Genomic DNA, 25054 nt, shown 5'->3' on the forward strand with positions numbered 1-25054 from the left:
CCTTGAACTCCTGGGTAAATTTCCGACGTGATGCGGTCATGCTGATCTCTACTTTCAGTAGTCCCTCATTTTAAGAGGGCCCACTGTCCGAGAACTCCGCGGCAGGTCAGCCGCACCCGCCACGCGCCCCGCCCGCCCGCCACGCCGAACGCGCCCCGCGCGCCACATCCGCGCCCGGCAGGCCGTTAGCAATGATAACGATTTGCCATCTCCTCGTAAGATGGAATCGCGCAGTCAACGCCCCGAACAGTGCATGGAGGCACCCAATGGTTGAATCGTCCGGTAAACCCTTTGTCTGGCCAGTCAGCTCACCGCATCCGCTCAGCGCCGAAGCGCTGGAAAGCGTCGATGCATGGTGGCGGGCGGCCAATTATCTTTCCGTCGGGCAGATCTATCTGCTGGACAACCCGTTATTGCGCGAGCCGCTGACGCGGGAACACATTAAACCTCGACTGTTGGGCCACTGGGGAACGACCCCGGGGCTCAATTTTCTTTATGCCCACCTGAACCGCGTCATCCAGGAACGCAAAATCAGCACCCTGTACGTCACCGGCCCCGGCCACGGCGGTCCCGGCATGGTCGCCAACGCCTACCTCGACGGCACCTATACCGAGATCTACTCCGGCATCGAACAGTCCGAGCAGGGCGTCAAGGCACTGTTCCGCCAGTTCTCGTTCCCGGGCGGCATCCCCAGCCACGCCTCACCCGAGACCCCCGGCTCCATCCACGAGGGCGGTGAGCTCGGCTACGCGCTCAGCCACGCCTATGGCGCCGCCTTCGACAACCCCGATCTGCTCGTGGCCGCGGTCGTCGGCGACGGCGAGGCCGAGACCGGCCCGCTGGCCACCAGCTGGCACTCGAACAAGTTCATCGACCCGCTGCAGGATGGCGTCGTGCTGCCGATCCTGCACCTCAACGGGTACAAGATCGCCAACCCCACCGTGCTCGCCCGCATCCCCGAAGAGGAACTACTCGACCTGATGCGCGGCTACGGCCACACGCCCCACATCGTCGCCGGCGGTTTCGACGGCGAAGACCCGCTCCTGGTGCACCAGCGGATGGCCGAAACGCTCGACGTCGTGCTCAACGAGATCGCCGAGATCAAGGCCCGCGCCCTCGCCGGCGACACCGAGCGGCCCCGCTGGCCGATGATCATCCTGCGCACGCCGAAGGGCTGGACCTGCCCGGCCGTCATCGACGGCGTGCAGGTCGTGGACTCCTGGCGTTCGCACCAGGTGCCGCTCAGCAACGCCCGCGACACCGAGGCGCACACCCGCGTGCTCGAGCAGTGGCTCGCGTCCTACAAACCAGAGGAACTCTTCGACGAGTCCGGGGCCCCGATGCGGAGCATCACCGCGCTCGTCCCCGACGGCGACCTGCGGATGAGCGCCAACCCGATCTCCAACGGCGGGCTGCTCCGGCGGGCGCTGAAGCTGCCCGACTTCCGCGACTACGCGGTCGAGGTCCCCTCCCCGGGCGCCACCACCGATGAGGCCACCAAGGTGCTCGGCACCTGGCTGGCCGACGTCATCCGTGACAACCCCGACAACTTCCGCATCTTCGGGCCCGACGAGACGGCATCCAACCGCCTCGCCCCGGCCGTCTACGAGGCCACCGACAAGCAGTGGAACGCCGAGTACCACGAGGGCGACACCAACCTCGCGCGCGCCGGCCGGGTGATGGAGATGCTCTCCGAGCACCAGTGCCAGGGCTGGCTGGAGGGCTACCTGCTCACCGGGCGCCACGGCCTCTTCAACTGCTACGAGGCCTTCATCCACATCGTGGACTCCATGTTCAACCAGCACGCCAAGTGGCTCAAGGTCACCCGCGAGATCCCGTGGCGCCGCTCCATCTCGAGCCTGAACTACCTGCTCAGCTCGCACGTCTGGCGCCAGGACCACAACGGGTTCTCGCACCAGGACCCCGGCTTCATCGACCACGTCGTCAACAAGAGCGCGGATGTCGTGCGCGTCTACCTGCCGTTCGACGCCAACACCCTGCTCGCCACCTACAACCACTGCCTGCGCAGCGTGGACTACGTCAACGTGGTCGTCGCGGGCAAGCAGCCGGCCCCGAACTGGCTGAACATGGACCAGGCCGTCGCGCACTGCAAGCGCGGCCTCGGCATCTTCGACTGGGCGGGCACCGAGAAGTTCGGCACCTCACCCGACGTCGTGCTCGCCGCCGCCGGCGAGGTGCCCACGCTCGAGGTGCTGGCCGCGGCCTCCATCCTGCGGGAATGGCTGCCCGACCTCGCCGTGCGCGTCGTGAACGTCGTCGACCTGATGCGCCTGCAGTCCGAGGCCGACCACCCGCACGGTCTCAGCGACCAGGAGTTCGACGCGATCTTCACGGCCGACAAGCCGATCGTGTTCGCCTACCACGGGTATCCGTGGCTGATCCATCGCCTGACCTACAAGCGCAACGGGCACGGCAACCTGCACGCCCGCGGCTATAAGGAGAACGGCACGACCACCACGCCGTTCGACATGGTCATGCTCAACGACCTCGACCGGTACCACCTGGTCATGGACGTCATCGACCGCGTTCCCGGACTCGGCGCCCGCGCCGGCCTGTTGCGCCAGGAGATGCAGGATGCCCGCTTGCGGGCCCGCTCGTACACCAGAGACCACGGGGAAGACATCCCCGCCGTCACCGAATGGGTCTGGGACGCCACTGGCGTCGGCGTGACCCCCAACAATGCCGGTGTGTCTACCGGTGGAGACAACGTATAACCGTGGCTGACAGCATTTACATCACCTCTCCCGAGGGAAATACCGGAAAATCCACCATCGCGCTCGGCGTGCTCGACACCCTGCTCCGCTCGGTCGAGCGGGTCGGCGTGTTCCGGCCCATCGCCCGGTCGGTGCACCACCCCGACTACGTGCTCGAGCTGCTGCTCTCGCACCTGTCCTCCGGGGCCGCCCCCAGCCCGCTGCCTCCGCTCAGCTACGAGGAGTGCGTCGGCGTCACCTACGAAGAGGTGCACCTCGACCCCGATGCCGCCCTTGGCAAGATCGTGCAGCGGTACAAGGCCGTCGAGGCCCAGTGTGACGCCGTCGTCGTGGTCGGTTCCGACTACACGGATGTCGGCAGTCCCACCGAACTTGCGTTCAACCTGCGCATCGCCGCCAACCTGGGGGTGCCGGTTCTGCTGGTGCTCGGCGGCCGGGTCGGTCCCGGCCAGGGCGACGGGCGCGACCAGGGTGCAGCGATCGCCCCGGGCGACCGCAACGACCGTCAGCTCGGGCAGAGCGACCCGCGCACGCCGGAGGACATCCGTCAGCTGACCGACGTCACGCTGGCCGAACTGCGCGAGGAGCACGTGTCCCTGGTGGGCGTCATCGTCAACCGGGCCGACCCGGCCCGGCTGGACGAGCTCATCGCCGCCGTGCGCGGTGTCATCGACGCCGGCATGTTGCCCGGCAAGGGGCTGAACGCGGTGCCGGTCTGGGCGCTGCCCGAGGACCCGTTCCTCGTGGCGCCGAGCATGAAGAGCATCCTCAAGGCCACCAGCGGCACCCTCGTCAAGGGTGACCAGGCCCTGCTCAGCCGCGAGGCGCTCGGTGTGGTGGTCGCGGCCATGTCGATGGTCAACGTGCTGCCGCGCCTGTTCGAGGGCGCCGTGGTCGTGGTTCCCAGCGACCGACCGCAGGTGCTGCTCGCCGTGCTGATGGCGAACTCCTCCGCGACGTTCCCGTCGATCGCGGGCATCGTGCTGGTCGGCGGGTTCGCCCTGCCCGAGGAGATCGAACGGCTCGTCGAGGGCCTCGCACCGTCGGTGCCGATCATCCGCACCGAGCTCGGCTCGTACGACGCGGCGCTGCGCATCACGCACACGCCGGGCCGGATGGCCGCGGATTCCCAGCGCAAGCGCGACACCGCGCTGGCCCTGTTCGAAGGCCACGTGGACGCATCCGTTCTGCTGGACCGGCTCGAAGTGAGCCGCGCCGACGTGGTGACCCCGCTGATGTTCGAGTACACGCTGCTCGAGCGCGCGCGCACCAACCGCAAGCGGATCGTGCTGCCGGAAGGGGACGACGACCGCGTGCTGCGCGCCGCCGCGACCCTGCTGGCCCGCGACGTGGCCGACATCATCATCCTGGGTGAGGAGTTCGAGGTGCGCTCGCGCGCGATCGGCCTCGGGCTCGACATCTCCCGGGCCCAGGTCGTGAGCCCCTTCGACGACGTGCTGCGGCACAAGTTCGCTGAGGCCTACGCGAAGCTGCGCGCCCACAAGGGCGTCACGGTCGAGCAGGCCATGGAGCAGGTCACCGACGTGTCCTACTTCGGCACGATGATGGTGCAGCTCGGCCTGGCCGACGGCATGGTCTCCGGCGCCACCCACACGACGGCGCACACCATCCGGCCCAGCTTCGAGATCATCAAGACCCGGCCGAACGTCTCGGTCGTGTCGAGCGTGTTCCTGATGGCGCTCGCCGACAAGGTGCTCGTCTACGGCGACTGCGCGGTGAACCCTGACCCCACCGCGGAGCAGCTCGCCGACATCGCCATCTCCGCGTCGGAGACGGCCGTGGAGTTCGGCATCGAGCCGCGAATCGCGATGCTCTCGTACTCGACCGGCGAGTCCGGCCAGGGTGCGGACGTCGACAAGGTTCGCGCCGCGACCGCCCTCGTGCGGGAGCGTCGCCCCGACCTGTTGATCGAGGGACCGATCCAGTACGACGCGGCAGCGGATGCCGCCGTCGCCGCCACGAAGATGCCCGGTTCCGCCGTCGCCGGCCGCGCCACCGTCTTCATCTTCCCCGACCTGAATACGGGCAACAACACGTACAAGGCCGTGCAGCGAAGCGCAGGTGCCGTCGCCATCGGCCCCGTGCTGCAGGGGCTGCGTAAACCCATTAATGACCTTTCTCGAGGAGCACTTGTGCAGGACATCGTCAACACCGTAGCCATCACCGCCATCCAGGCCGCGACGCTGTCCGCAGCTGCCGCTGCGACTGCTGTTCCGGCGACTGCCGCGGCGGTGTCCGCATGACCGCCGTCCTGGTCGTCAACTCGGGCTCGTCCTCGTTCAAGTACCAGCTGCTCGACATGGACACCGAAACCGAGCTCGCCAGCGGCCTCGTCGAGCGCATCGGTGAGCCGATCGGTCACGCACGGCACAACGTGGGCACGTCCAAGGACGGCCGCACCGAACGCGACCTGCCGATCGCGGACCACACCGCCGGCTTCGCCGTGATGCTCGAGGCCTTCGCCGAGCACGGACCCCAGCTCTCCGAAGCCGACCTGATCGCCGTGGGCCACCGCGTCGTGCAGGGCGGGAACCGGTTCTTCGAGCCGACCGAGGTCACCCACCTGGTCGAGCTGAACATCGAGGACCTGTCCGAGATCGCGCCGCTGCACAACCCGGGCGCCGTTCAGGGCATCCGTGCCGCTCGTGCCAGCTTCGCAAACGTGCCTCACGTTGCCGTCTTCGACACCGCGTTCCACCAGACGCTGCCGCCGGCGGCCTACACCTACGCCATCGACAAGGATCTGGCGACGCGCTACCGCGTGCGCAAGTACGGCTTCCACGGCACCTCGCACAAGTTCGTGTCGGAGGCCGTGGCCACCTTCCTCGACCGGCCGCTGGCCGAGCTGAAGACGATCGTGCTGCACCTGGGCAACGGGGCATCCGTGTGTGCCGTCGACGGTGGAAACTCGATCGACACCTCCATGGGCATGACCCCGCTGCAGGGGCTCGTCATGGGCACCCGCTCGGGCGACATCGACCCGGCCGTGATCTTCCACCTGCGCCGCCGGGCCGGGATGACCACCGCCGAGCTCGACGACCTGCTGAACCGCCGCGGCGGCATGCTGGCGCTGGCCGGCAACGGCGACATGCGCGACGTGGAGAACGCCGCGGTCGCGGGCGACCCGGTGGCCCAGGCCGCCCTCGACGTGTACTTCCACCGGATCAAGGGGTATGTCGGCAACTACTACGCCCAGCTGGGCGCGGTCGACGTGATCGTCTTCACCGCGGGCGTCGGCGAGAACTCGCCGATTGTGCGCGCGGGCGCGCTGGCCGGACTCGAGGGCATGGGGATCGAAATCGACCCCGAGCGCAACGAGGCGAAGTCGCGCAAGCCGCGCGTGATCTCCACGGACAACTCGCGCGTGACCGTGCTCGTCATCCCGACGAACGAGGAGCTGGAGATCGCCCGCCAAACGCTGGCGACGATCAGCCGCACGCATCCGTCGCTGTAGTCAGGTTCCGGTGATCGCCCTCCGGTGATCGCCTGCCGGTGATCGCCCTCCGGTGATCCCGCTGTACTGATCGGATCGGCCGCTCCCGCGCTGGGGGCGGCCGATTTGCGTGTGTGCCGTCCAGCTCCGTCGAGCCGCGCCGATTGTGCCGAGAGTCGCCGTTCCACTGGCGAGTCTCGGCGCATTCGGCGATTCTCGGCGCCGAGTTCGTCACTTGCGGTCGAGTTCGCCGGGCACAGATGGCGAACTCGACCGGAACTGCCGAAGAGGGTGCACCATCCGGTGGCGACGGATGCGGCGTGTTGCGAAATCGTCCGATGTTACGTCGGTCCCGAGCGACCGGAAAGCACGCGCCACGCCATGGCACTTCTCCCGGAAGCCCGCGGGCGGACTGCTAGTGTTTCGCCCACGGCGCGTATGCCGACAGTAATGGGGCTGTTGTACGCAGCTCCCCACGAGGGGGAACACATGAGCTGGCTCGACCGCGAACGCACGATTGCACCTCCTGGATTCAACCGCTGGCTCATTCCGCCATCCGCCCTCGCCCTGCACCTGTGCATCGGTCAGGCGTACGCGACCAGCGTGTACAAGACCGCCCTCGTCGCCCACTTCGGTGTCAGCCTGACCCAGATCGGCCTGATCTTCTCGATCGCCATCGTCATGCTCGGACTGTCCGCCGCGCTGATGGGAACGTGGGTCGACACACAGGGCCCGCGCAAGGCGATGTTCGTGTCGGCGCTGTTCTGGTCCGGCGGATTCCTCGTGGGCTCGCTCGGCATCTTCTCCGGCCAGCTCTGGCTGGTCTACCTCGGCTACGGCTTCATCGGCGGGATCGGCCTGGGCATCGGCTACATCTCCCCGGTTTCGACCTTGATCAAGTGGTTCCCTGACCGTCCCGGGCTGGCCACCGGCATGGCGATCATGGGATTCGGCGGCGGCGCCCTGATCGCCAGCCCGGTCTCCACGGCGCTGCTCGCACTCTATGACCCCAACTCGGGTGCGGAGGGCTGGGTGGCCAGCGGAGACGCGGTCGGCAAACTCTTCCTCACCCTCGCCGTCGTGTACCTCGCGTACATGATGTTCGGCGCGTTCACGATCCGCGTTCCCGCCGCCGGCTGGAAGCCGGACGACTTCGACCCGGCCACGATCAAGGCGAGGCCGCTCGTGACGGACAAGAACGTGTCGGCGGCCAACGCCATCAAGACCCGCCAGTTCTGGCTAGTCTGGGTCGTACTCTTCTGCAACGTCACGGCCGGCATCGGCATCCTCGAGCAGGCGGCGCCGATGATCCAGGACTTCTTCCGCCAGCCCGACGGCACCTCCACCGTGTCGGTCGTCGTGGCCGGCGGCTTCGTCGGCCTGCTGTCCATCGCCAACATGGGCGGCCGATTTGTCTGGTCCGCGACATCCGACAAGACGGGGCGCCGGAACATCTACATGGTCTATCTGGGCGTCGGCTCCGTTCTCTACCTCCTCCTCGCCCTGTTCGGGTCCAGCACAACCGCGCTCTACGTTCTGCTGGCCTTCGTCATCATCTCGTTCTACGGCGGGGGTTTCGCGACCGTGCCCGCCTACCTGCGGGACCTCTTCGGCACCTTCCAGGTCGGCGCCATCCACGGCCGGCTGCTGACCGCCTGGTCCGCGGCCGGGATCGCCGGACCGCTGATCGTCAACGGTTTCCTCGACGCCCAGGGCACCCCGGGCGCGCTCACCGCCCAGGCCTACCAGCCGGCACTGCTCACCATGGTGGGACTGCTGGTGATCGGCTTCCTGGCGAACCTGATGGTGCGGCCGGTCCAGGCCACATTCCACGAAACGGTCACCGCTCGCCCGGTGGTCGGCCAACCAGCGATGGAGTCCTGACATGAAGAGCGCACAACTCACAATCGCCTGGGCGCTGGTCGGGATCCCGCTGGCCTACGGCGTGTTCATGACCCTGACCAGGGTCGCCGCGCTCTTCGGGTAGTCGGCACGGCGCGGTTCGGCGCGGTCCGTGCCGTCCGTGCGGTTCGTGCCGTCCAGCACCTGTGCCGTCCAGCACCTGTGCCGTCCAGCACCTGTGCCATCCAGCACCTGTGCCGTCCAGCACCATCCGTACCGTCCAGCACCTGTGCCGTCCAGCACCATCCGTGCCGTCCGCACGCGGGCCGTGGCATCCCCTCGCCGTCCAGCACCGTCCACTTGCGCCAATTGCGCCGAGAGTCGCCGTTCCACCGGCGATTCTCGGCGCATTCGGCGATTCTCGGCGCCGAGTTCGCCACTTCCGGTCGAGTTCGCCGGGCAAACCAGGCGAACTCGACCGCAACTGACGAAGTGGGCGCACCGACCGGGCCCGCCCGGCGCGACAACGGATGCCCGCCCGGCGCGACAACGGATGCCCGCCCGGCGCGACAACGGATGCCCGTTGCCGCCCTTCGAATCGCCGAGTACGCCACTTCAGGTCGAGTTCGCCCGGCACACCAGGCGAACTCGACCGCAACTGACGAAGTGGGCGCGCCGACCGGGCACGCACGGCCCGCCACCGGATGCCCGCCCCCGGCGCCAACGGATGCCCGGCCCACCACCCCGGACCCCACTGTCAGTGGCTCCGACTACGATTGACCCCGTGGTTACCGCCCTGTATCGCCGCTACCGGCCCGAGACCTTTGCCGAAATGATCGGTCAGTCTCAGGTGACGGATCCCCTGATGACTGCCCTGCGCACGAACCGGGTGAACCATGCCTATCTGTTCAGCGGCCCCCGCGGCTGCGGCAAGACGACATCCGCCCGTATTCTCGCGCGCTGCCTGAACTGCGCCGAAGGTCCGACCGACACTCCGTGCGGGGTCTGCCCGAGCTGCGTGGAACTGTCCCGCGACGGCGGCGGCTCCCTCGACGTGGTCGAGATCGACGCGGCCAGTCACAACGGCGTCGACGATGCCCGCGACATCCGTGAGCGCGCGATCTTCGCGCCGGCCCGCGACCGCTACAAGATCTTCATCCTCGACGAGGCGCACATGGTGACGCCGCAGGGGTTCAACGCCCTGCTGAAGATCGTCGAAGAGCCGCCCGAACACGTCAAGTTCATCTTCGCGACGACGGAACCCGAAAAGGTGATCGGCACCATCCGTTCGCGCACGCATCACTACCCGTTCCGGCTCGTGCCGCCGGGGCCGATGCTCGAATACGTGCAGCAGATGTGCGAGACCGAGAAGATGACCGTGGCGCCCGGCGTGCTGCCGCTGGTCGTGCGGGCCGGCGGCGGGTCGCCGCGCGACACCCTGTCCCTGCTCGACCAGCTGATGGCCGGCTCCGACGGGCACTCGGTCGAGTACGAGCGGGCCGTGGCGCTGCTCGGCTACACGAACGCGTCCCTGCTCGACGAGTCGATCGACGCGATCGCCGACCGCGACCCGTCCGCCGCGTTCGACGCGGTCGACCGGGTCATCCAGACCGGCCAGGACCCGCGCCGCTTCGTTGAAGACCTGCTCGAGCGCCTCCGCGACCTGATCATCGTGGGCGCCACGTCCGCGGCCGGGGCCGCCGCCGTGCTCCGCGGCGTGCCGCAGGATGAACTCGACCGCATGGCCGTGCAGGCCGCCAAGTTCGGCCCGGCCGAGCTGTCCCGCACCGCCGACGTGATCAACGCCGCCCTCACCGAGATGACTGGCGCCACCTCGCCGCGCCTCCACCTCGAACTCATGATCGCCCGCGTGCTCATCCCCGCCAGCGACGACTCCACCCGCGGCGCGCTCGCCCGCGTCGAGCGCCTCGAGCGGCGCATCGGCGTGGGTGCCGTCAACAGCGTTGGTGCCGTCAACAGCGTTGGCGCTGGCAACGCTGACGTCGCCGATTCCCGGGTGACGGATGCCCCGGCCCCGCCCGCCGGGTCGGCCTCGCCGCCCGCCCGTGGTGCCGACGTCGCCTCGTCCGTTCCGACTTCCACTGCGCCGGGTTCAGCTGCACCCGTTTCTGCCGCGACGACTTCTGCGGCGTCGTCTTCGACCGCACGTTCCGCTGGTGCGTCGCCTTCTGGCGCGCCGACGCCGGTCCCCGCCCAGGCCTCCGCTTCGACCCCGGCCTCCGCGCCGACCCCTGATCCGGTCGCAGCCGAGAAGCCGCGCCCGGTCGGACCGGTGACCTTCCAACAGGTCAAGGATGCCTGGCCCGAGATCCTCGAGGCGGTCAAGGTCGCCAAGTTCAACGCCTGGCTGGTGCTCTACACGGCACGGGCCATCGAGCTCCGCGACGGCGACCTGCTCGTGCTCTCGTTCCCCAGCCAGAAAGACGTCGAGGGACTCAGGCCGTCCACCGCACCCGGACCGGGCGTCGGCGACCACCTCAAGAAGGCCGTCAACGACGTGCTCGGATTCACGCCGAGGCTCACCGCGAAGGTGGATGCGCCCCCGATCTCCGGCGGCCGCGAAGCCCCGGCGGGCGTCGCGGCGACTCCGCCGGCGCCGTCCGCGGTGGCGCCCACGGTGACAACGCCAACGTCAGCTCCGACATCTGCGGCCCCAAGCGCTGCAGCCCCGTCGCCTGCAGCCCCGTCATCTGCTGCCGCGCCGCTCACCTCGACCCCGACGGTCGGCCGAACCGGATCAACATCCTCCGAGACCAGGACAGCCCCCGAGAGTCCGGCATCGACACCGACCGAGGCCGACACCGACGCGGAACCCGACCCGGCCGGAGTTTCCGTCGCCGCAGAAGTCGAAGTCGGTGCCAACGGCGCGGGTGCTTCCGAAAACACCTCGGCCTCCGCGAGTATCTCCGCGCCCCTGAACACGACCGCGTCCGCAACCACGGGGGCACCCGCTGAAGCCCCCGCCTCCGCGCCCGCAGCCACTTCGGCACCTACCTCTACCTCCGCACCCGTGCCCGCCTCCGCACCGGCGAAGGCCGCGGCACGGGCATCCGTCGCACCGGAACCCTCCCCCGGGGGATGGGTGACGGCCACGATTCCCAGCTCCCCGGCGGCAGACAGCGGCTGGGCCACGGTGGTCATCCCCGGATCCGGCGGTGCGGCCGCGCAGGCGACGCCGGCGCAAGCTCCGGCGGCCCTCCGTCCGGCCGACGCGTCCCGCCCCGCGCCGACCGTTGTGCGCACGCCCGAACGCGCATCCGAGCAGGAGCCGCCCTTCGACGAAGAGCCCCCGCCGTTCGACGACGAATTCCCGCCGGACGTCCACGCCGAACGCGCTCAGTCCGCGCGCTTCCAGGCCGCGGGGCCGACCTCGGGCGCACGTGCCGCGGCGCCCACTGCCACCGCCCCTCCCGCCGCCCCTCCCACCGCCCCGCCCGCGCCCACCGCCCCGACCCAGGCCACGGGCGGAGCGGCATCCGTTGCCCGTCGTGGTCCCGCCTTCGCCGAGAAGCAGCGTTACGGTGAGTCGGTGGTGCGTGAGATCCTCGGGGCAACGTTCCTCGAAGAACAGCCGCACGAGCCGGCCTCGCGCCAGAGAGGCGAGTAACCCATGTATGAAGGCATCGTTCAGGAACTGATCGACGAGCTCAACCGCCTGCCCGGAATCGGGCCCAAGTCGGCTCAGCGCATCGCGTTCCACATTCTGCAGACCGAGGCGTTCGACGTGACCCGCCTCGCGAACGTGCTCCTCGAGGTGCGCGACAAGGTTCGTTTCTGCGAGATCTGCGGCAACGTCTCCGAGCAACAGACCTGCCTGATCTGCCGTGACCCGCGCCGCAACCCCGCGATGATCTGCGTGGTCGAAGAGGCCAAGGACGTCGTCGCCGTCGAGCGCACCCGCGAATTCAAGGGGCTCTATCACGTGCTCGGCGGGGCGATCAGCCCCATCGACGGGATCGGACCCGACGACCTGCGCATCCGTCAGCTGATGCAGCGCCTCGCCGACAACACCGTGCAGGAAGTCATCATCGCCACCGACCCGAACCTCGAGGGGGAGGCGACCGCCACGTACCTCTCGCGCCTGCTGACCACCCTCGAGATCAAGGTCACCCGGCTCGCGTCCGGGCTGCCGGTCGGCGGCGACCTGGAGTACGCCGACGAGGTCACCCTCGGTCGCGCCTTCGAGGGCCGCCGCACCGTCACGAACTGAGGCGCGCCGGCCATACTCGCGGCTCTGGCCCAAACGGTGACCCCTGCGCCCAAACGTCACATGGCCGGTGCCGAATACATCTGCATTTATGATGGAATCTTAGCTGTGCCCGCGTTTCCGAACCCCAGGAGTGCCACGTGAGCTTGATCGTGCAGAAGTTCGGCGGATCATCCGTCGCCGACGCTGAAAGTATCAAGCGCGTGGCCAAGCGCATCGTCGACACCCGCAAGGCCGGCAACGAGGTCGTCGTCGCCGTCTCCGCGATGGGCGACTCCACCGACGAGCTCCTCGACCTGGCGCACCAGGTCACCCCGATCCCCGCGCCGCGCGAGCTCGACATGCTGCTCACGGCCGGCGAACGCATCTCCATGGCCCTCCTCGCGATGGCGATCAAGAGCATGGGCTACGACGCCCGCTCCTTCACCGGCAGCCAGGCGGGCATGATCACGGATGCCCACCACGGCTCCGCGCGCATCGTCGACGTCACCCCCGGGCGCCTCCGCGACGCCCTCGACGAGGGTGCCGTCGCAATCGTCGCCGGCTTCCAGGGCTTCAACCGCGACACCAAAGACATCACCACCCTCGGCCGCGGCGGCTCCGACACCACCGCGGTGGCCCTCGCCGCCGCGCTGAACGCCGACATCTGCGAGATCTACACGGATGTCGACGGCGTCTTCACCGCGGACCCGCGCGTCGTCCCCCGCGCCCACAAACTCGACCGCATCTCCAGCGAGGAAATGCTCGAGCTGGCCGCGTCCGGCGCCAAGGTGCTCTACATTCGGGCAGTGGAATATGCCCGCCGGCACGGTGTGACGCTGCACGTGCGCTCCTCGTTCAACAACAACGTGGGCACCATCGTGTACAACCCGGATACCACCAGCCCGCACATCGCGATCCCGAACTCCTCGATCGCCGAGCACACGCATCCCAATAACGCACTCGCGAATGGAGAGACAGTGGAAGAGCCAATCATCGCCGGGGTCGCCGCCGACCTGAGCGAAGCCAAGGTCACGGTCGTCGGCGTTCCCGACATTCCCGGCAAGGCCGCGCAGATCTTCAAGATCGTCGCCAAGACCAACGCCAACGTGGACATGATCGTGCAGAACGTCTCGGCCGCGGCCACGGGCCTGACCGACATCTCCTTCACCCTGCCCAAGTCGGAGGGCCAGCAGGTGCTGACCGCGCTGACGAATGAGCAGGCCAACGTCGGTTTCGCCGGACTTCAGTACGACGACCAGATCGGCAAGCTCGCGCTGGTCGGCGCCGGGATGCGCACCAACACGGGCGTCTCCGCCAAGCTGTTCGAGGCCCTCTACGAGGCTGGGATCAACATCGAGATGATTTCCACCAGCGAGATCCGCATCTCGGTGGTCACCCGGGCCGACACGATCAACGAGGCGCTGCGGGTGGTGCACACGGCTTTCGGGCTCGATTCCACCGACGAGGCCGTCGTGCACGGCGGCACCGGCCGCTAGCCGCATCCGTCGCGCCTGCCCCGCCGTCCCCACCCATCCCCACCAGCCCAGCCCCAGCCCAGGCCAGGCCCGGTCCCCACCCGCCCGTCCCCCGCCCGTCCCCACCCCCAACCACGCAACTGTCACCTGGTGCTTCTGTGGCTAATTCAGGAAAACCGGCCACGGATGCCCCAATCCGGCCCGATTTCAGGCTAAACCGGAAGAATCTCCTGAGTTAGCCACCAGGGCCGGAGCAGACACGGCGTCGAACTGGCACCGGCACCGGAACACCGACCACATCAGTCCCATGAGCATCACAAGCACCACCCGCGAGCAGCAGAGGAACACACAGTGACCAGCACCGCAGCCACCAGCACCGCAGGAATCCAGATCGGCGTCGTCGGCGCCACCGGCCAGGTCGGGGCCGTCGTTCGCCGCCTGCTCGAGGAGCGCGACTTCCCGGTCGCCGGCATCCGTTTCTTCGCGTCATCCCGGTCCGCCGGCACCACTCTGTTGTTCAAGGGCAAGAAGATCGTCGTCGAAGACGCCGCCACCGCCGACCCAAGAGGCCTCGACGTGGCCATCTTCTCCGCCGGCGCCACGCTGTCCAAGGTGCAGGCGCCCCGCTTCGCCGCTGCCGGCGTCACCGTGATCGACAACTCGTCCGGCTGGCGGATGGACCCCGACGTGCCCCTCGTCGTCAGCGAGGTCAACCCGGAGGCCATCAAGCTCGCCACCAAGGGCATCATCGCAAACCCGAACTGCACCACCATGGCGGCCATGCCCGTACTCAAGGTGTTGCACGATGAGGCCGGCCTCGAGCGCCTGATCGTGAGCACCTACCAGGCCGTCTCCGGCAGCGGACTCGCCGGCGCCCGCGAGCTGGCCAGCCAGGTGCGCGCCGCCGCGGCCAGCGACAACCTGCTGCAGCTGGTGCACGACGGTTCCGCCGTGCCGATGCCCGACCCGATCGTCTACGTTCGCCCGATCGCCTTCGACGTCATCCCGCTGGCCGGCTCCATCGTCGACGACGGCGAGTTCGAGACCGACGAGGAGAAGAAGCTCCGCAACGAGAGCCGCAAGATCCTCGACCTGCCCGAACTCCGCGTCTCCGGCACCTGCGTGCGCGTCCCCGTCTTCACCGGCCACGCCCTGTCGATCAACGCCGAATTCGCCAACCCGCTGTCGGTCGCCCGCGCGCTCGAGCTGCTGGCCACCGCGCCCGGCGTGGTGCTGACGGATGTCCCCACCCCCCTCCAGGCGGCCGGCCAGGACCCGAGCTTCGTCGGCCGGGTACGTCAGGACAGCGGTGTGCCGAACGGGCGCGGCCTCGCCCTCTTCATCACCAACGACAACCTGCGCAAGGGCGCCGCGCTCAACGCCGTGCAGATCGCGGAACTCGTCGCCGCCGATCTGCTCGCGCTGCAGCCCTGACCCGCCGCCGCGGATCCGGTCCTCGCAGAGCATCACGGCCAGCAAAAGTACTGATCAGAGTGTAAGGACCGGCATTCACGGCCGGCGGAGGTGACACCCGCCGGCCGTCCCCCCGCGGCCCGCGCACCCGCCGGCCGGGGGTCCGCGGCACCAGCCTTCGCGGGATGGTGAACGTTCGACCGCTCTCTCCGCTAGTGTCAGACCTCGTGGGCGGGATTCGGAATTCAGCAGCCGTGCGACGGGCCGCTTTTGTGTTGTTCGCCGGCATCGCTCTGGCCAGCATCGCCACGTCCCTGGCGCTGCTCGTCGGTGCCCCCGCCGAGCACTGGCTGATCGCCGCGGCGGGCGTGCTCTGCGCGGCCGTCCTGGAACTCACCTGGGTGCGGGTGGGCGCCGTGGAGCACCGCAGCCCGGTGATCAGCCTTCCCATGCTGGCCCTGCCTGCGCTCGCCCCGACCCTGTCGGCGGAAGCCGCGATCGGCCTGATCTCGCTCGGCGTCCTGCTGGCCATCCTGATCGAGGCCGGCCGCGCGTCCGTCGCCTTCTACAGTGCCGGGTTGCAGGCTGCCGGCGGCATCGTCTCCGCCCTGATCTACGCCGCACTCCGCGACGGCGGGCTGCCCGTGCTGCCGGCGGTGGCCGCGGCATCCGTGGGCTACGTCGCCTTCGTCGTCCTGGTCGAAGTGCTGCGACACCGCCTGGCGAACGCCTCGGTCGAGCGCGGGGGTCGCCCGCTCCTCTCGCCGGTGCGGCTCTTCGTCGCCCTGGTCGGCTGCGCCCTGATCTCCGTGATCGCCCGAGTCTGGACTGTCGAGGGCGTGCCGGTGATGGTCGTGGTGGGCACCACCCTCGAAGCAGCCAGGGTGCTGGTCGCCCTGGTGATCGTCGCCACCATCGTCAAGGTGTCAACCACGGTCTCGGTCATGCGCCGCCGGCTCGCCGGGATGGTCAGCGGCGCGAGCGCGCTGAGCACCGACCCGGGCGCCGACGCGCAGTCCGGCGCCACCGCCACCATCGTCGAGGTGCTCCGGCAGGCGGTTGAAGAGACCATCGGGGCCGAATCCGTCTCCGTGCGGGCGGAGCCGGCCCGCCCCGGGGAGATCAGCATGGCCCTGCCGCTGGGCGCCGTTCCCGGCAAGGACATGTACATCGTCGCCCGCCGCGACCCCATGGACGGTGCCTTCACCGGAAACGACCGCCGGGCGCTCCAGGCCCTCGCGACCACGGCGGGGATGGTGGTCAAGGCACGCGCGAACATCGCCGGCCTGACCCTCCGGGCCAACACCGACCCGCTGACGAGCCTGCCGAACTACGGCGCGTTCCAGGAGGCCCTGGCCAACATCAACGACCACCGGGACTACTCCGAGGCGCTCGCGGTGCTGTTCATCGACATTGACGACTTCAAGCGCCTCAACGACCGGTTCGGCCACCAGGTGGGCGACGAGATGCTCAAGGAACTCGGCCGCCGACTCAGCGCGGTCGTGCGGCCGAACGACGTGGTGGCCCGCGTCGGCGGCGACGAATTCGTGGTCATCCTCACCCACCTCACGTCGCTCGCCGAGGCCAAGATCATCGCCGAGCGCATCCTGGTGGAGACCGGCAAGCCGGTGACCATCGGTCAGAACACCCACAACCCGGTGATCAGCGTGGGGCTGGCCTACTCCGCGCACCGGGAAACCGACGTCAACCAGCTCGTGCAGGACGCCGACCGCTCCATGCTCGCGATCAAGAAGTCCCGCCGGCGCGGCGGCCCGGCGAACGAGAGCAGCATCAACATCTCCAGCCACCGGTCCTCGCAGATGAACGACATCATCGCCCATGCCATCGACGAGGACCTGCTCGAACTCGCGTTCCAGCCCATCGTCAGCCTCGTCACCGGGCAGATCTGGGCGTTCGAGGCGCTCGTGCGCTACACCCACCCCGACCTGGGTCCGCTGTCCCCGCCGTCGATCGTGGAGAAGGCCAAGGGCCTCGGCCGGCTCGACGCGATGACCCGCCAGGTGGCCGTCAAGGCGATGAAGGCGGCCGCCGACTTCCGTCTGGTCGAGCCACGCGTGGTCTGCATGACCATCAACGTGGAGGCCGGGCAGATCCTGCCCGAACGCGTCGGCACGTACATCGAAGACCTCGCCGGACGCTACCCCGGCATCTCGCTCTGCCTCGAACTCAACGAACGGTCGATGACCAAGGTGACGCCCGCCATCCGTGCCCAGGCCGACCGCCTACGCGACCTCGGCCTGATGATCGCGCTGGACGACTACGGTTCCCAGGACTCCTCGGTCGACGCCCTGGTACGGATGCCGATGGACATCCTCAAAATCGACCGCAGCCTTGTCGACGACCTCGACGACGTCCGCCAGCGCGAGGTGCTCACCGCCCTGCAGGGCTTCGGCGACAACCTCGAGTATTCGATGATCGTCGAAGGCGTGGAGAACGACGCCATGGCCGACCACCTGATCAGACTCGGCATCCGCAGCGCGCAGGGGTTCCACTACGGCGTGCCGGAGAACTTCGAGAACACCCTCACCCGGCTGGAATTGCACGGGGCCCGGGCCGTCGTGCCGCGCGGCGCGCCGGTCGGCGCCGGCCGTCCCGCCACGGCCGCGGTCGACGTCGTGTTGTCGGACGTCGTGCCGGACGCGGTCCCACAGCCCTAGCGGGCCGCTGTCTCGAGAGTCGGAACCGATATCCTTGACTCCATGAGTGCAGAGCCGATTCCGTTCGAGGTGGAGACGCTCGTTCTCGACCTCGAACCCGAACGCCGTGCCGTGCTCTACCCGGTGCTCGACACCGTGCGCGACGCCATGCCGAAGGGCTACCGGCTCGGCGTGTACGGCGGCATCCTCGGCTGGGTGGTTCCGCTGGAGACGTACCCCGACACGTACAACAAGCAGCCGCTCGCCTACGTCAGCCTGGCCGCGCAGAAGAACTACAACTCGCTCTACCTGATGGCCCTCTACAGCTTTCCCGAGAAAGATGCCGCGTTCCGCGCCGAGTGGGCCGCCACCGGCCGCACTCTGAACATGGGCAAGAGCTGCGTGCGCTTCAAGACGCTGGCCGACCTGGATCTCGATCTTGTCGCCCGAGTCATCGCCAAAGTGTCCGTTGAGGAATTCATTGCCAACTACGAGCGCGTGAAGTCCAGCGCCTGAGCCGTTTCGGCCCGAGTCGCGGGCCAACCGTTACCTGTGGTGCCCGCGTTCCGGCGGGAGGAATCCGTTACCGGCGTTACACTCGAAAGTGTGAATCCAATGGCGAATGTCGATGTCGTTCTTATTGGTGGCGGCATAATGAGCGCCACCCTCGGTACCTTGATCAAGCAGTTGCAGCCCGACTGGAGCATCGAGATCTACGAGCGACTGGGGGAAGTCGCGCAGGAAAGCTCGAACCCGTGGAACAACGCGGGCACCGGCCACGCCGCTCTGTGTGAGCTGAACTACATGCCGGAGGCGAAGGACGGAACCGTCACCGCCGAGAAGGCCGTGGCGATCAACGAGCAGTTCCAGATCAGCCGCCAGCTGTGGGCGCACCTGGTCGAGACGGGCGCGCTGCCGGAGCCGAAGAACTTCATCAACTCCACCCCGCACATGACGTTCGTGCACGGAAAGTCCAGCATCGAATACCTGCGCAAGCGGTTCGCGGTGCTCAAGGACCAGCCCCTGTTCCAGGGCATGGAGTACAGCGAGGACCCGGCCGTGATCGGCACCTGGACCCCGCTCCTGACCAGGAAGCGCCCGAAGAACGACAAGATCGCGGCGACCCGGATCGTGTCCGGCACCGACGTCGACTTCGGCGCCCTCACCCGTTACCTCTTCGATTCCCTCGCCGCCGCGGGCGCGGGCGTGCACGTGAACCAGCAGGTCACGGGCGTCAAGCAGCTTCCGGATGGCACGTGGAACCTGAACCTGCGCCGCCTGGTCGGCAACCACCCGAGTGCGGTGAACGCCCGGTTCGTCTTCGTCGGCGCGGGTGGCGGCGCCCTGGCGCTGCTGCAGCAGAGCGGCATCCCCGAGATCAAGGGTTTCGGCGGCTTCCCGATCAGCGGCCAGTTCCTGCGCACCACGAACCCGAAGCTGGTCAGCCAGCACCACGCCAAGGTCTACGGCAAGGCCGCCGTGGGCGCCCCGCCGATGTCGGTGCCGCACCTCGACACCCGCGTGGTCGAGGGGGAGACCTCGCTATTGTTCGGGCCCTACGCCGGCTTCACGCCCAAGTTCCTCAAGTCGAGCACCTGGTTCGACCTGCCGTTCTCGATCCGCACGCACAACATCGGGCCGATGCTCGGTGTCGCCGCGCACAACTTCGGCCTGATGAAGTACCTGATTGGCGAGGTTTTCGCCTCGAAGAAGACGAAGCTCAAGGCGCTGCAGGAGTTCATCCCCACGGCCAAGATAGAGGACTGGGAACTCATCACCGCCGGCCAGCGCGTGCAGGTGATGAAGAAGGACCCGAAGCTCGGCGGGGTGCTGCAGTTCGGCACCGAGGTCATCACCTCGGCCGACGGCACCATCGCGGGCCTGCTCGGCGCGTCCCCGGGTGCGTCCACGGCGGCCCCGATCATGGTGGACCTGATCAAGCGCTGCTTCCCCGACCAGTACCCGGCCTGGGAGCCCAAGCTGCGCGAGATGATCCCGAGCCTCGGCACGAAGCTGTCCGACGACCCGGCCGCCGCGGCCGCGTCCCTGGCCGCCACCGCGAAGACCCTGAACCTCACCGCGTAGTCCTTCCGCCCGTCCCGCCCGTCCCGCCCGTCCCGCCCGTCCCGCCCGTCCCGCCCGTCCCGCCCGTCCCGCCCGTCCCGCCCGCGGTCCGCGGGCGCGGGCGGCGGTGCTCCTGCTGCTACCCACCGAAGTGCAGTCGGAGACGAGGCCCCCTGTGGCCAACTCAGGAGATCCGCGACGCCTCGCCCCGACTCCGGCACTGGTCCGCGGCCGCGGCGGCGCCAGTGCACCAATTCTCCTGAGTTGGCCACGACCGCAGGCCGGCCCCGCCGCAGCCGATCACCAGTCGAGCACGCACGCGGATAGCCGCAGCATCCGCTTGCATCTCTCTAGAACGTGTGTTCGAATAGGTGCATGCGGTGGAGCGGACAGGAACTCACGACGGAGCAGGCGGGCGCCCTGCCCGGACTCGCCCGCCTGAACAACCTGGTGCGCAGCGTGCGCACGCCCGAATTCGCCGGGATCACGTTCCACGAGGTGCTGGCGAAGTCGGCCCTGAACCGCGTGCCGGGCCAGAGCGCGATGCCCTTTGGCTGGACCATCAACCCCTACCGCGGCTGCTCCCACGCCTGCACCTACTGTTTCGCCCGGCCCACCCACACCTACCTCGACCTCGACGCGGGCACAGACTTCGACAACGAGATCATCGTCAAGGTGAACGTGGCCGAGGTGCTGCAGCGGGAGCTGAAGAAGCCAACCTGGGGCCGGCATCCGGTGGCGCTCGGCACCAACACCGACCCGTACCAGCGCGCCGAGGGCCGCTACCGGCTGATGCCCGGCGTGATCGCCGCGCTCGCGCAGTCCGGCACGCCGCTCTCCATCCTGACCAAGGGCACGCTGCTCCGCCGCGACCTCGACCTGCTCGTCGAGGCGAGCGAACTCGTCCCCGTCGACCTGGCCCTGTCGATCGCCATCTACGACGACGAGCTGCAGCAGGCGGTCGAGCCGGGCACCCCGTCCACGGTCGCGCGCCTGGCCACGGTGACGGCGGTGCGCGAGCGCGGACTCGACTGCTCGGTCTTCATGATGCCGATCCTGCCCTTCCTCACCGACACGAAGGCCCACCTCGACGAGGCGCTGCGCCAGGCGAAGGATGCCGGTGCGTCGAGCATCATGTACACCGCGCTCCATCTACGCCCGGGCGTGCGGGACTGGTACCTGCAGTGGCTGGCCCGCGACCACCCGGAGCTGCTGCCGCGCTACCTCGAGCTCTACGCCAAGGGCGCCTATGCGCCCAAGGACTACCGGGTCTGGCTGGCCGCCCGAATCAAACCCCTGATCAAGGCGCACGGACTGCAGCGTGGGCTGGAGGATCCGTCCACCGGCGGCGTGCGCTCGACGGCGCTCGGCCGTCCCGCCACGCCCGGCAGGGGTACTGGCCTGGCGGGCAGCGGCGCCGGTGCCGGCCGCGGTACCCGGAGCGGCGCCGGCCGCGACTCGGCGAATACCGCCGTGCGGCGCTCACTGATCGCCGAGGAGCTCCCGCCCGAGTTGAGCCCGACTCTCTTCTGACCGACCGCCCCGACTCCGGCGAACAGGCCGCGAACGAATGCCCCGCCCCGAACGAATTCGGCGGCGACCGGCCCAGATCGGCGCGGCGTCAGACCTGGGGAATCCGGCACGTTTCCGTGCCGCCCGGCAGACGGTGGCGGTTTCGGTAGAACACCGATTGGACCCGGTTGAGCAGCAAGGAAGCGACCGGGGTCATCATTACGCGTCCGAAGAACGGATACGGGTTGCGAGCCGTGAGCAGCATCCCGGCCATCGCGCCCACACCGACCACGTGACTGCCATCGGCCCGCACGAGCACGGGGCCTTCGAGGCAGGTCGCCAGGGTCACGCCGAGCGCGTCCAGGTCGACCGACTGGTACGTTGCGAAAACAATCTGCGGCGCGATCCGGCGCTTCATGCGGTCGACTGCGTTTTGGCACAGGCCGCAGTCACCATCGAATAGAAAAAGCGCTGTCGTCAAGGTGGAACCCTTCGTCGTCGGTACTCCAGCGGCACGCTGCCGCGCCAACCTTCACCAAGTATACCCCTGGGGGTATGCTCGGAAGCCGCCTGCGCCCGGATGCCTCAACCCGGCCATCACCCTTCGAGCGGATGCCCCGGCCCCGAACGAATTCGACGGAGATTTTGCCCAAATCAGGCGCACAGCAGGCGAGAACGCATGTTTTCGCCAAAATCTCCGTCGAATTGGTTAGAACGACGGGCAGCTTGCGCCCCGAACGGGGAACACGGCCGCCGAAATGGGATACTCGACCGATACACACCCGCACGAACGCGCCGCAGAACGTACCGCAGATCGCGGTGCAGCACACGTGCGACCACACCAACACACACGCACCACACGCACCACACGCACCACACGCACCACACGCACCACACGCACCAACACGAACGGAACAGTAATGACGCTTGGCTTGCCAGACCACCTGGTGGCGAGAACCATCAGTCACGCCCTCGCGCGTGCCTCGCACTGGTTCGGACTCACCTGCCTCGCCGGCGCACTGCTCGCCCTGCTGGCCCTGAACTTCGCCCACCGCCCCACCGCCGCCACCGCCGCCGCCTCCACCATCTCCACCACAACCTCCGCCGCCCTCTGGCTCACCATCCTCGCCCTCCTCGCCATGGCCGGCTTCCTGATCGAGCTCTCCCTGCGCCGCACGGTCACCCTGACCATCGCCTACCTGATTGTCGGCAGCGGCTGCATCTACCTCTTCACGGTCACCATCCTCGGCATGCCCGACGTGTTCCCGTTCTCGAACCTGTTCCTGGTGGCCCTGCCCAAGCTGGCCCTGATCATGGTCGGCGGCGCCGGCACCGGCGCCCTTGCCGGCGTGCTCTGGAGCACCCTCGGCTTCGTGCTGGCCGAAGCCGTCACGGTGCTCGCCGCCCTCCAGACGCAGGTGCCCTACAGCCCCGACCCCTTCACCATCTCCACCTACCTGTTCCTCGTCGGCGTGCTCCTCTTCGCCCATTTCGCCCGCCGCCAGGCCGCGGCCCAGACCGCCCTGCACCGGGCCGTCCTCGCCGATCGGGCCCGCCTGCTGCGCCACGACCTCGACCAGCGCGCCCTGGCCCGCACCCAGGACACCACCCTCACCGAGCTCGTCGCGCTCGCCCGCGCGCACGCCGGCCCGCTCAGCCCGAACCTGGCCGGCAGCATCCGTGCCACCCTGCAGACCCTGCGCGGCACCGACTGGCTGACCGACGCCGACCAGCGCAGCGTTGAGCCGTCCGCGGGCACGGATGCCTGGCTCACCAGCGAGGTCTACGCCGCCATCGAGCGCAGTCGCGATCGCGGCCTCGTGGTCGAAGTCACGGGGGAGCGCGCCGCCCTCGGCCGCCTCGACCCGGTCAGCGACCGCGAGCTCGGCCTCGCCGTGCAGCAGTGCCTGACCAACGTGATCCTGCACTCGGGCATCGTGGCCGCCGAGGTCGTGATCGAGAGCGAACTCGACAGCATCTCCCTGATGGTGATGGACGCCGGCCGCGGCTTCACCGAATCCGAAACCGGCTCCGACCGCCTCGGCCTGCGCCAGGCCGTGCGCCACCGCATCGAACGCCTGGGTGGTTCGGTGAGCATCCTCACCCGCCCCGGCGCGGGCACATCCGTACTTCTGAACGTGCCGGTCCCCATCTCAGACCCGATCACGACGGATGCCGCAACCCTCGGCGAGCAGGCCCCCCGATGACCGCCGCCACCCCCGGCGCCAGCACCGCCCCCGAAACCGCTCCCATCCCCACCACCGCGGCCACCCCCACCCCGCTCGCCCCCGCGACGCCCACCCCGCGCACCCTCACCCAGCAGCGGCTCGACCCGCTGGGCACCCTCGCCACCTGGCCGCTCGCTCCGGTCATCGCTACGGTCGTTTTCGGCTACGCGGCGCTGGCCACGTCGTGGCAGGCCGACCAGTCGCGGTATCCGGTGCTCGTCGGGCTGGCCCTGCTGGCCATCGCCGGCGCGGCCGCCACCCTCGTCATCGGCACCCGGCCGTCCGAGCCGCCGTTCCGGCTCGGCTCTCACCTGGCCATGATCGGCCTCGCCGTCAGCGCCTACCTGCTCGACCAGGCGTCCCGCTGGGGCGCGAACACCCTCCTGCAAGACGACTTCGGACCCGTCGCCATCGGCCTCCTCCTGCTTGCCCTCGCCCCGTACCGCCCGTGGCGGGAGATCACCCTGTCGGCGGTGGCGGCATCCGTCATCGTCGCCGCCGTCACCGTGCCGCAGGCCCCGTTCCTCGCCATCACCGTGCCGCCGGCCGTCTACGCGGTCGTGTCGGTCACCCCGGTTTTGGCCCTCGGCCTGGCCGCGGCCGCCTACTCCCGCCGCATGGTGCGCCTGCTGCTGGCTTGGCAGACGGATGCCCGCCGCGCCATCGCCGAACGCACCGAGGAGTCGCGCGGCCGAGTCGTGCGTGCCGTGGTCGGGCAGCAGCTCGCCGACCTCGAAACCGGCGTCTTCCCCCTCTTCACCGACGTGCTCGAACGCGGCGAGGTCACCAAGGCCGACATCGCCCGGGCCAACGAGCTGGCCGCCCGCGTGCGCCGTTCACTCGTGCAGGACATCGACCTGACCTGGCTGGACGCCGTCATCGCCCGGGAGCGCGCCCGGCTGGTCGAGCGCGGCCTGGATCCGCTCTTCGTGGTCGCCGACCCCGAGCACCGCGCCCTGCGCTTCGGACCCGACCAGCGCGCCGCCACCGCCGCCCTGATCAGCCTGCTCTGCGCCGCCCCCGGCTTCGACCCGCGCAGCCTCGTGGTGCAGGTCGCCGACGGGGCCCGGCCGGCCGCTCCCGGGCACGCCGGGCAGAGCGAGCAACCCGCCGAACCCGAGCAACCCGCCGAACCCGAGCAACCCGCCGAACCCGAGCAACCCGCCGAACCCGAGCAGCCCGCCGAGCAGCCCGAGCCCACCCAGCCCGAGCCCGCCGAGCAGCCCCAGCCCGTGCCCGCCGGCATCGTCGACACCGTCACGATCCAGGCCGGACTCGACCTGCCCGCCGGCCAGGCCCGCGCCCTGCTCCGCCCCTACCTGGCCGTGTTCCGGGTCGTGTTCCCGCGGGTGCGGGTCACGATCAGCCGCCCGCTGGTGATGCTCGACTTCGGCGACCGCCGCCCGGCGTCGAGGGCCCGCCTCCGCAACCGCCCAGTACGCTGAAGTAGGTTTTCACCAGCGA

15 protein-coding genes are annotated in these 25054 nt (G+C 69.0%); 14 read left to right on the forward strand and 1 reads right to left on the reverse strand.

The window, feature by feature from the left end:
• Positions 1–266 precede the first annotated feature (266 nt).
• The 12 genes from E3T24_RS00300 to E3T24_RS00360 all read left to right on the forward strand — a co-directional run bounded on the left by E3T24_RS00300 (position 267) and on the right by E3T24_RS00360 (position 21383).
• Complete coding sequence (locus E3T24_RS00300) at positions 267–2735, forward strand: phosphoketolase family protein (RefSeq protein WP_134365910.1); 2469 nt, start codon at positions 267–269, stop codon at positions 2733–2735.
• A gap of 2 nt (positions 2736–2737) precedes the next feature.
• A complete protein-coding gene (gene pta, locus E3T24_RS00305) occupies positions 2738–4999 on the forward strand; it encodes a phosphate acetyltransferase (protein WP_134365911.1) in 2262 nt (753 codons plus the stop codon).
• The gene (locus tag E3T24_RS00310) at positions 4996–6210 is read left to right on the forward strand and encodes an acetate kinase (RefSeq protein WP_134365912.1); all 1215 of its coding nucleotides are present in this window, start codon (positions 4996–4998) and stop codon (positions 6208–6210) included. Before pta ends, E3T24_RS00310 begins: the two co-directional genes overlap by 4 nt.
• Positions 6211–6678: 468 nt before the next feature.
• Positions 6679–8073, forward strand: a complete 1395-nt coding sequence (locus tag E3T24_RS00315; protein WP_134434143.1) for an OFA family MFS transporter — start codon at positions 6679–6681, stop codon at positions 8071–8073.
• A gap of 742 nt (positions 8074–8815) precedes the next feature.
• Positions 8816–11659 (forward strand): DNA polymerase III subunit gamma and tau, encoded by a 2844-nt coding sequence (locus tag E3T24_RS00320; RefSeq protein WP_134434144.1) that lies wholly within the window; start codon positions 8816–8818, stop codon positions 11657–11659.
• Between the two features lie 3 nt (positions 11660–11662).
• A complete protein-coding gene (gene recR, locus E3T24_RS00325; protein WP_134365915.1) occupies positions 11663–12262 on the forward strand; it encodes a recombination mediator RecR in 600 nt (199 codons plus the stop codon).
• A gap of 137 nt (positions 12263–12399) precedes the next feature.
• Positions 12400–13737, forward strand: a complete 1338-nt coding sequence (locus tag E3T24_RS00330; RefSeq protein ID WP_134365916.1) for an aspartate kinase — start codon at positions 12400–12402, stop codon at positions 13735–13737.
• Positions 13738–14067: 330 nt separating this feature from the next.
• Complete coding sequence (locus E3T24_RS00335; protein ID WP_134402897.1) at positions 14068–15150, forward strand: aspartate-semialdehyde dehydrogenase; 1083 nt, start codon at positions 14068–14070, stop codon at positions 15148–15150.
• Positions 15151–15383: 233 nt separating this feature from the next.
• Positions 15384–17807 carry an EAL domain-containing protein gene (locus E3T24_RS00340; protein WP_134434145.1) on the forward strand — a complete coding sequence of 808 codons (2424 nt, stop codon included), beginning with the start codon at positions 15384–15386 and terminating at the stop codon, positions 17805–17807.
• 42 nt (positions 17808–17849) lie between these two features.
• Complete coding sequence (locus E3T24_RS00345) at positions 17850–18302, forward strand: DUF1801 domain-containing protein (protein ID WP_134365919.1); 453 nt, start codon at positions 17850–17852, stop codon at positions 18300–18302.
• A 90-nt stretch (positions 18303–18392) separates the two neighbouring features.
• Positions 18393–19871 carry a malate:quinone oxidoreductase gene (locus tag E3T24_RS00350; RefSeq protein WP_255572717.1) on the forward strand — a complete coding sequence of 493 codons (1479 nt, stop codon included), beginning with the start codon at positions 18393–18395 and terminating at the stop codon, positions 19869–19871.
• 354 nt (positions 19872–20225) lie between these two features.
• Positions 20226–21383, forward strand: a complete 1158-nt coding sequence (locus E3T24_RS00360; protein WP_134365921.1) for an Rv2578c family radical SAM protein — start codon at positions 20226–20228, stop codon at positions 21381–21383.
• Between the two features lie 88 nt (positions 21384–21471).
• On the opposite strand, the gene E3T24_RS00365 is transcribed toward E3T24_RS00360, so the two are convergent.
• Positions 21472–21891 carry a DCC1-like thiol-disulfide oxidoreductase family protein gene (locus E3T24_RS00365; protein WP_166789140.1) on the reverse strand — a complete coding sequence of 140 codons (420 nt, stop codon included), beginning with the start codon at positions 21889–21891 and terminating at the stop codon, positions 21472–21474.
• 391 nt (positions 21892–22282) lie between these two features.
• On the opposite strand from E3T24_RS00365, the gene E3T24_RS17110 reads away from it, so the two are divergent.
• Positions 22283–23569, forward strand: a complete 1287-nt coding sequence (locus tag E3T24_RS17110) for an ATP-binding protein (protein ID WP_166789141.1) — start codon at positions 22283–22285, stop codon at positions 23567–23569.
• Positions 23566–25035, forward strand: coding sequence for a hypothetical protein (locus E3T24_RS17115; RefSeq protein ID WP_166789139.1), 1470 nt, complete (start codon positions 23566–23568; stop codon positions 25033–25035). Before E3T24_RS17110 ends, E3T24_RS17115 begins: the two co-directional genes overlap by 4 nt.
• Positions 25036–25054: the final 19 nt, after the last annotated feature.

This window comes from Cryobacterium sp. TmT2-59 (assembly GCF_004403545.1).
GTDB lineage: Bacteria > Actinomycetota > Actinomycetes > Actinomycetales > Microbacteriaceae > Cryobacterium > Cryobacterium shii.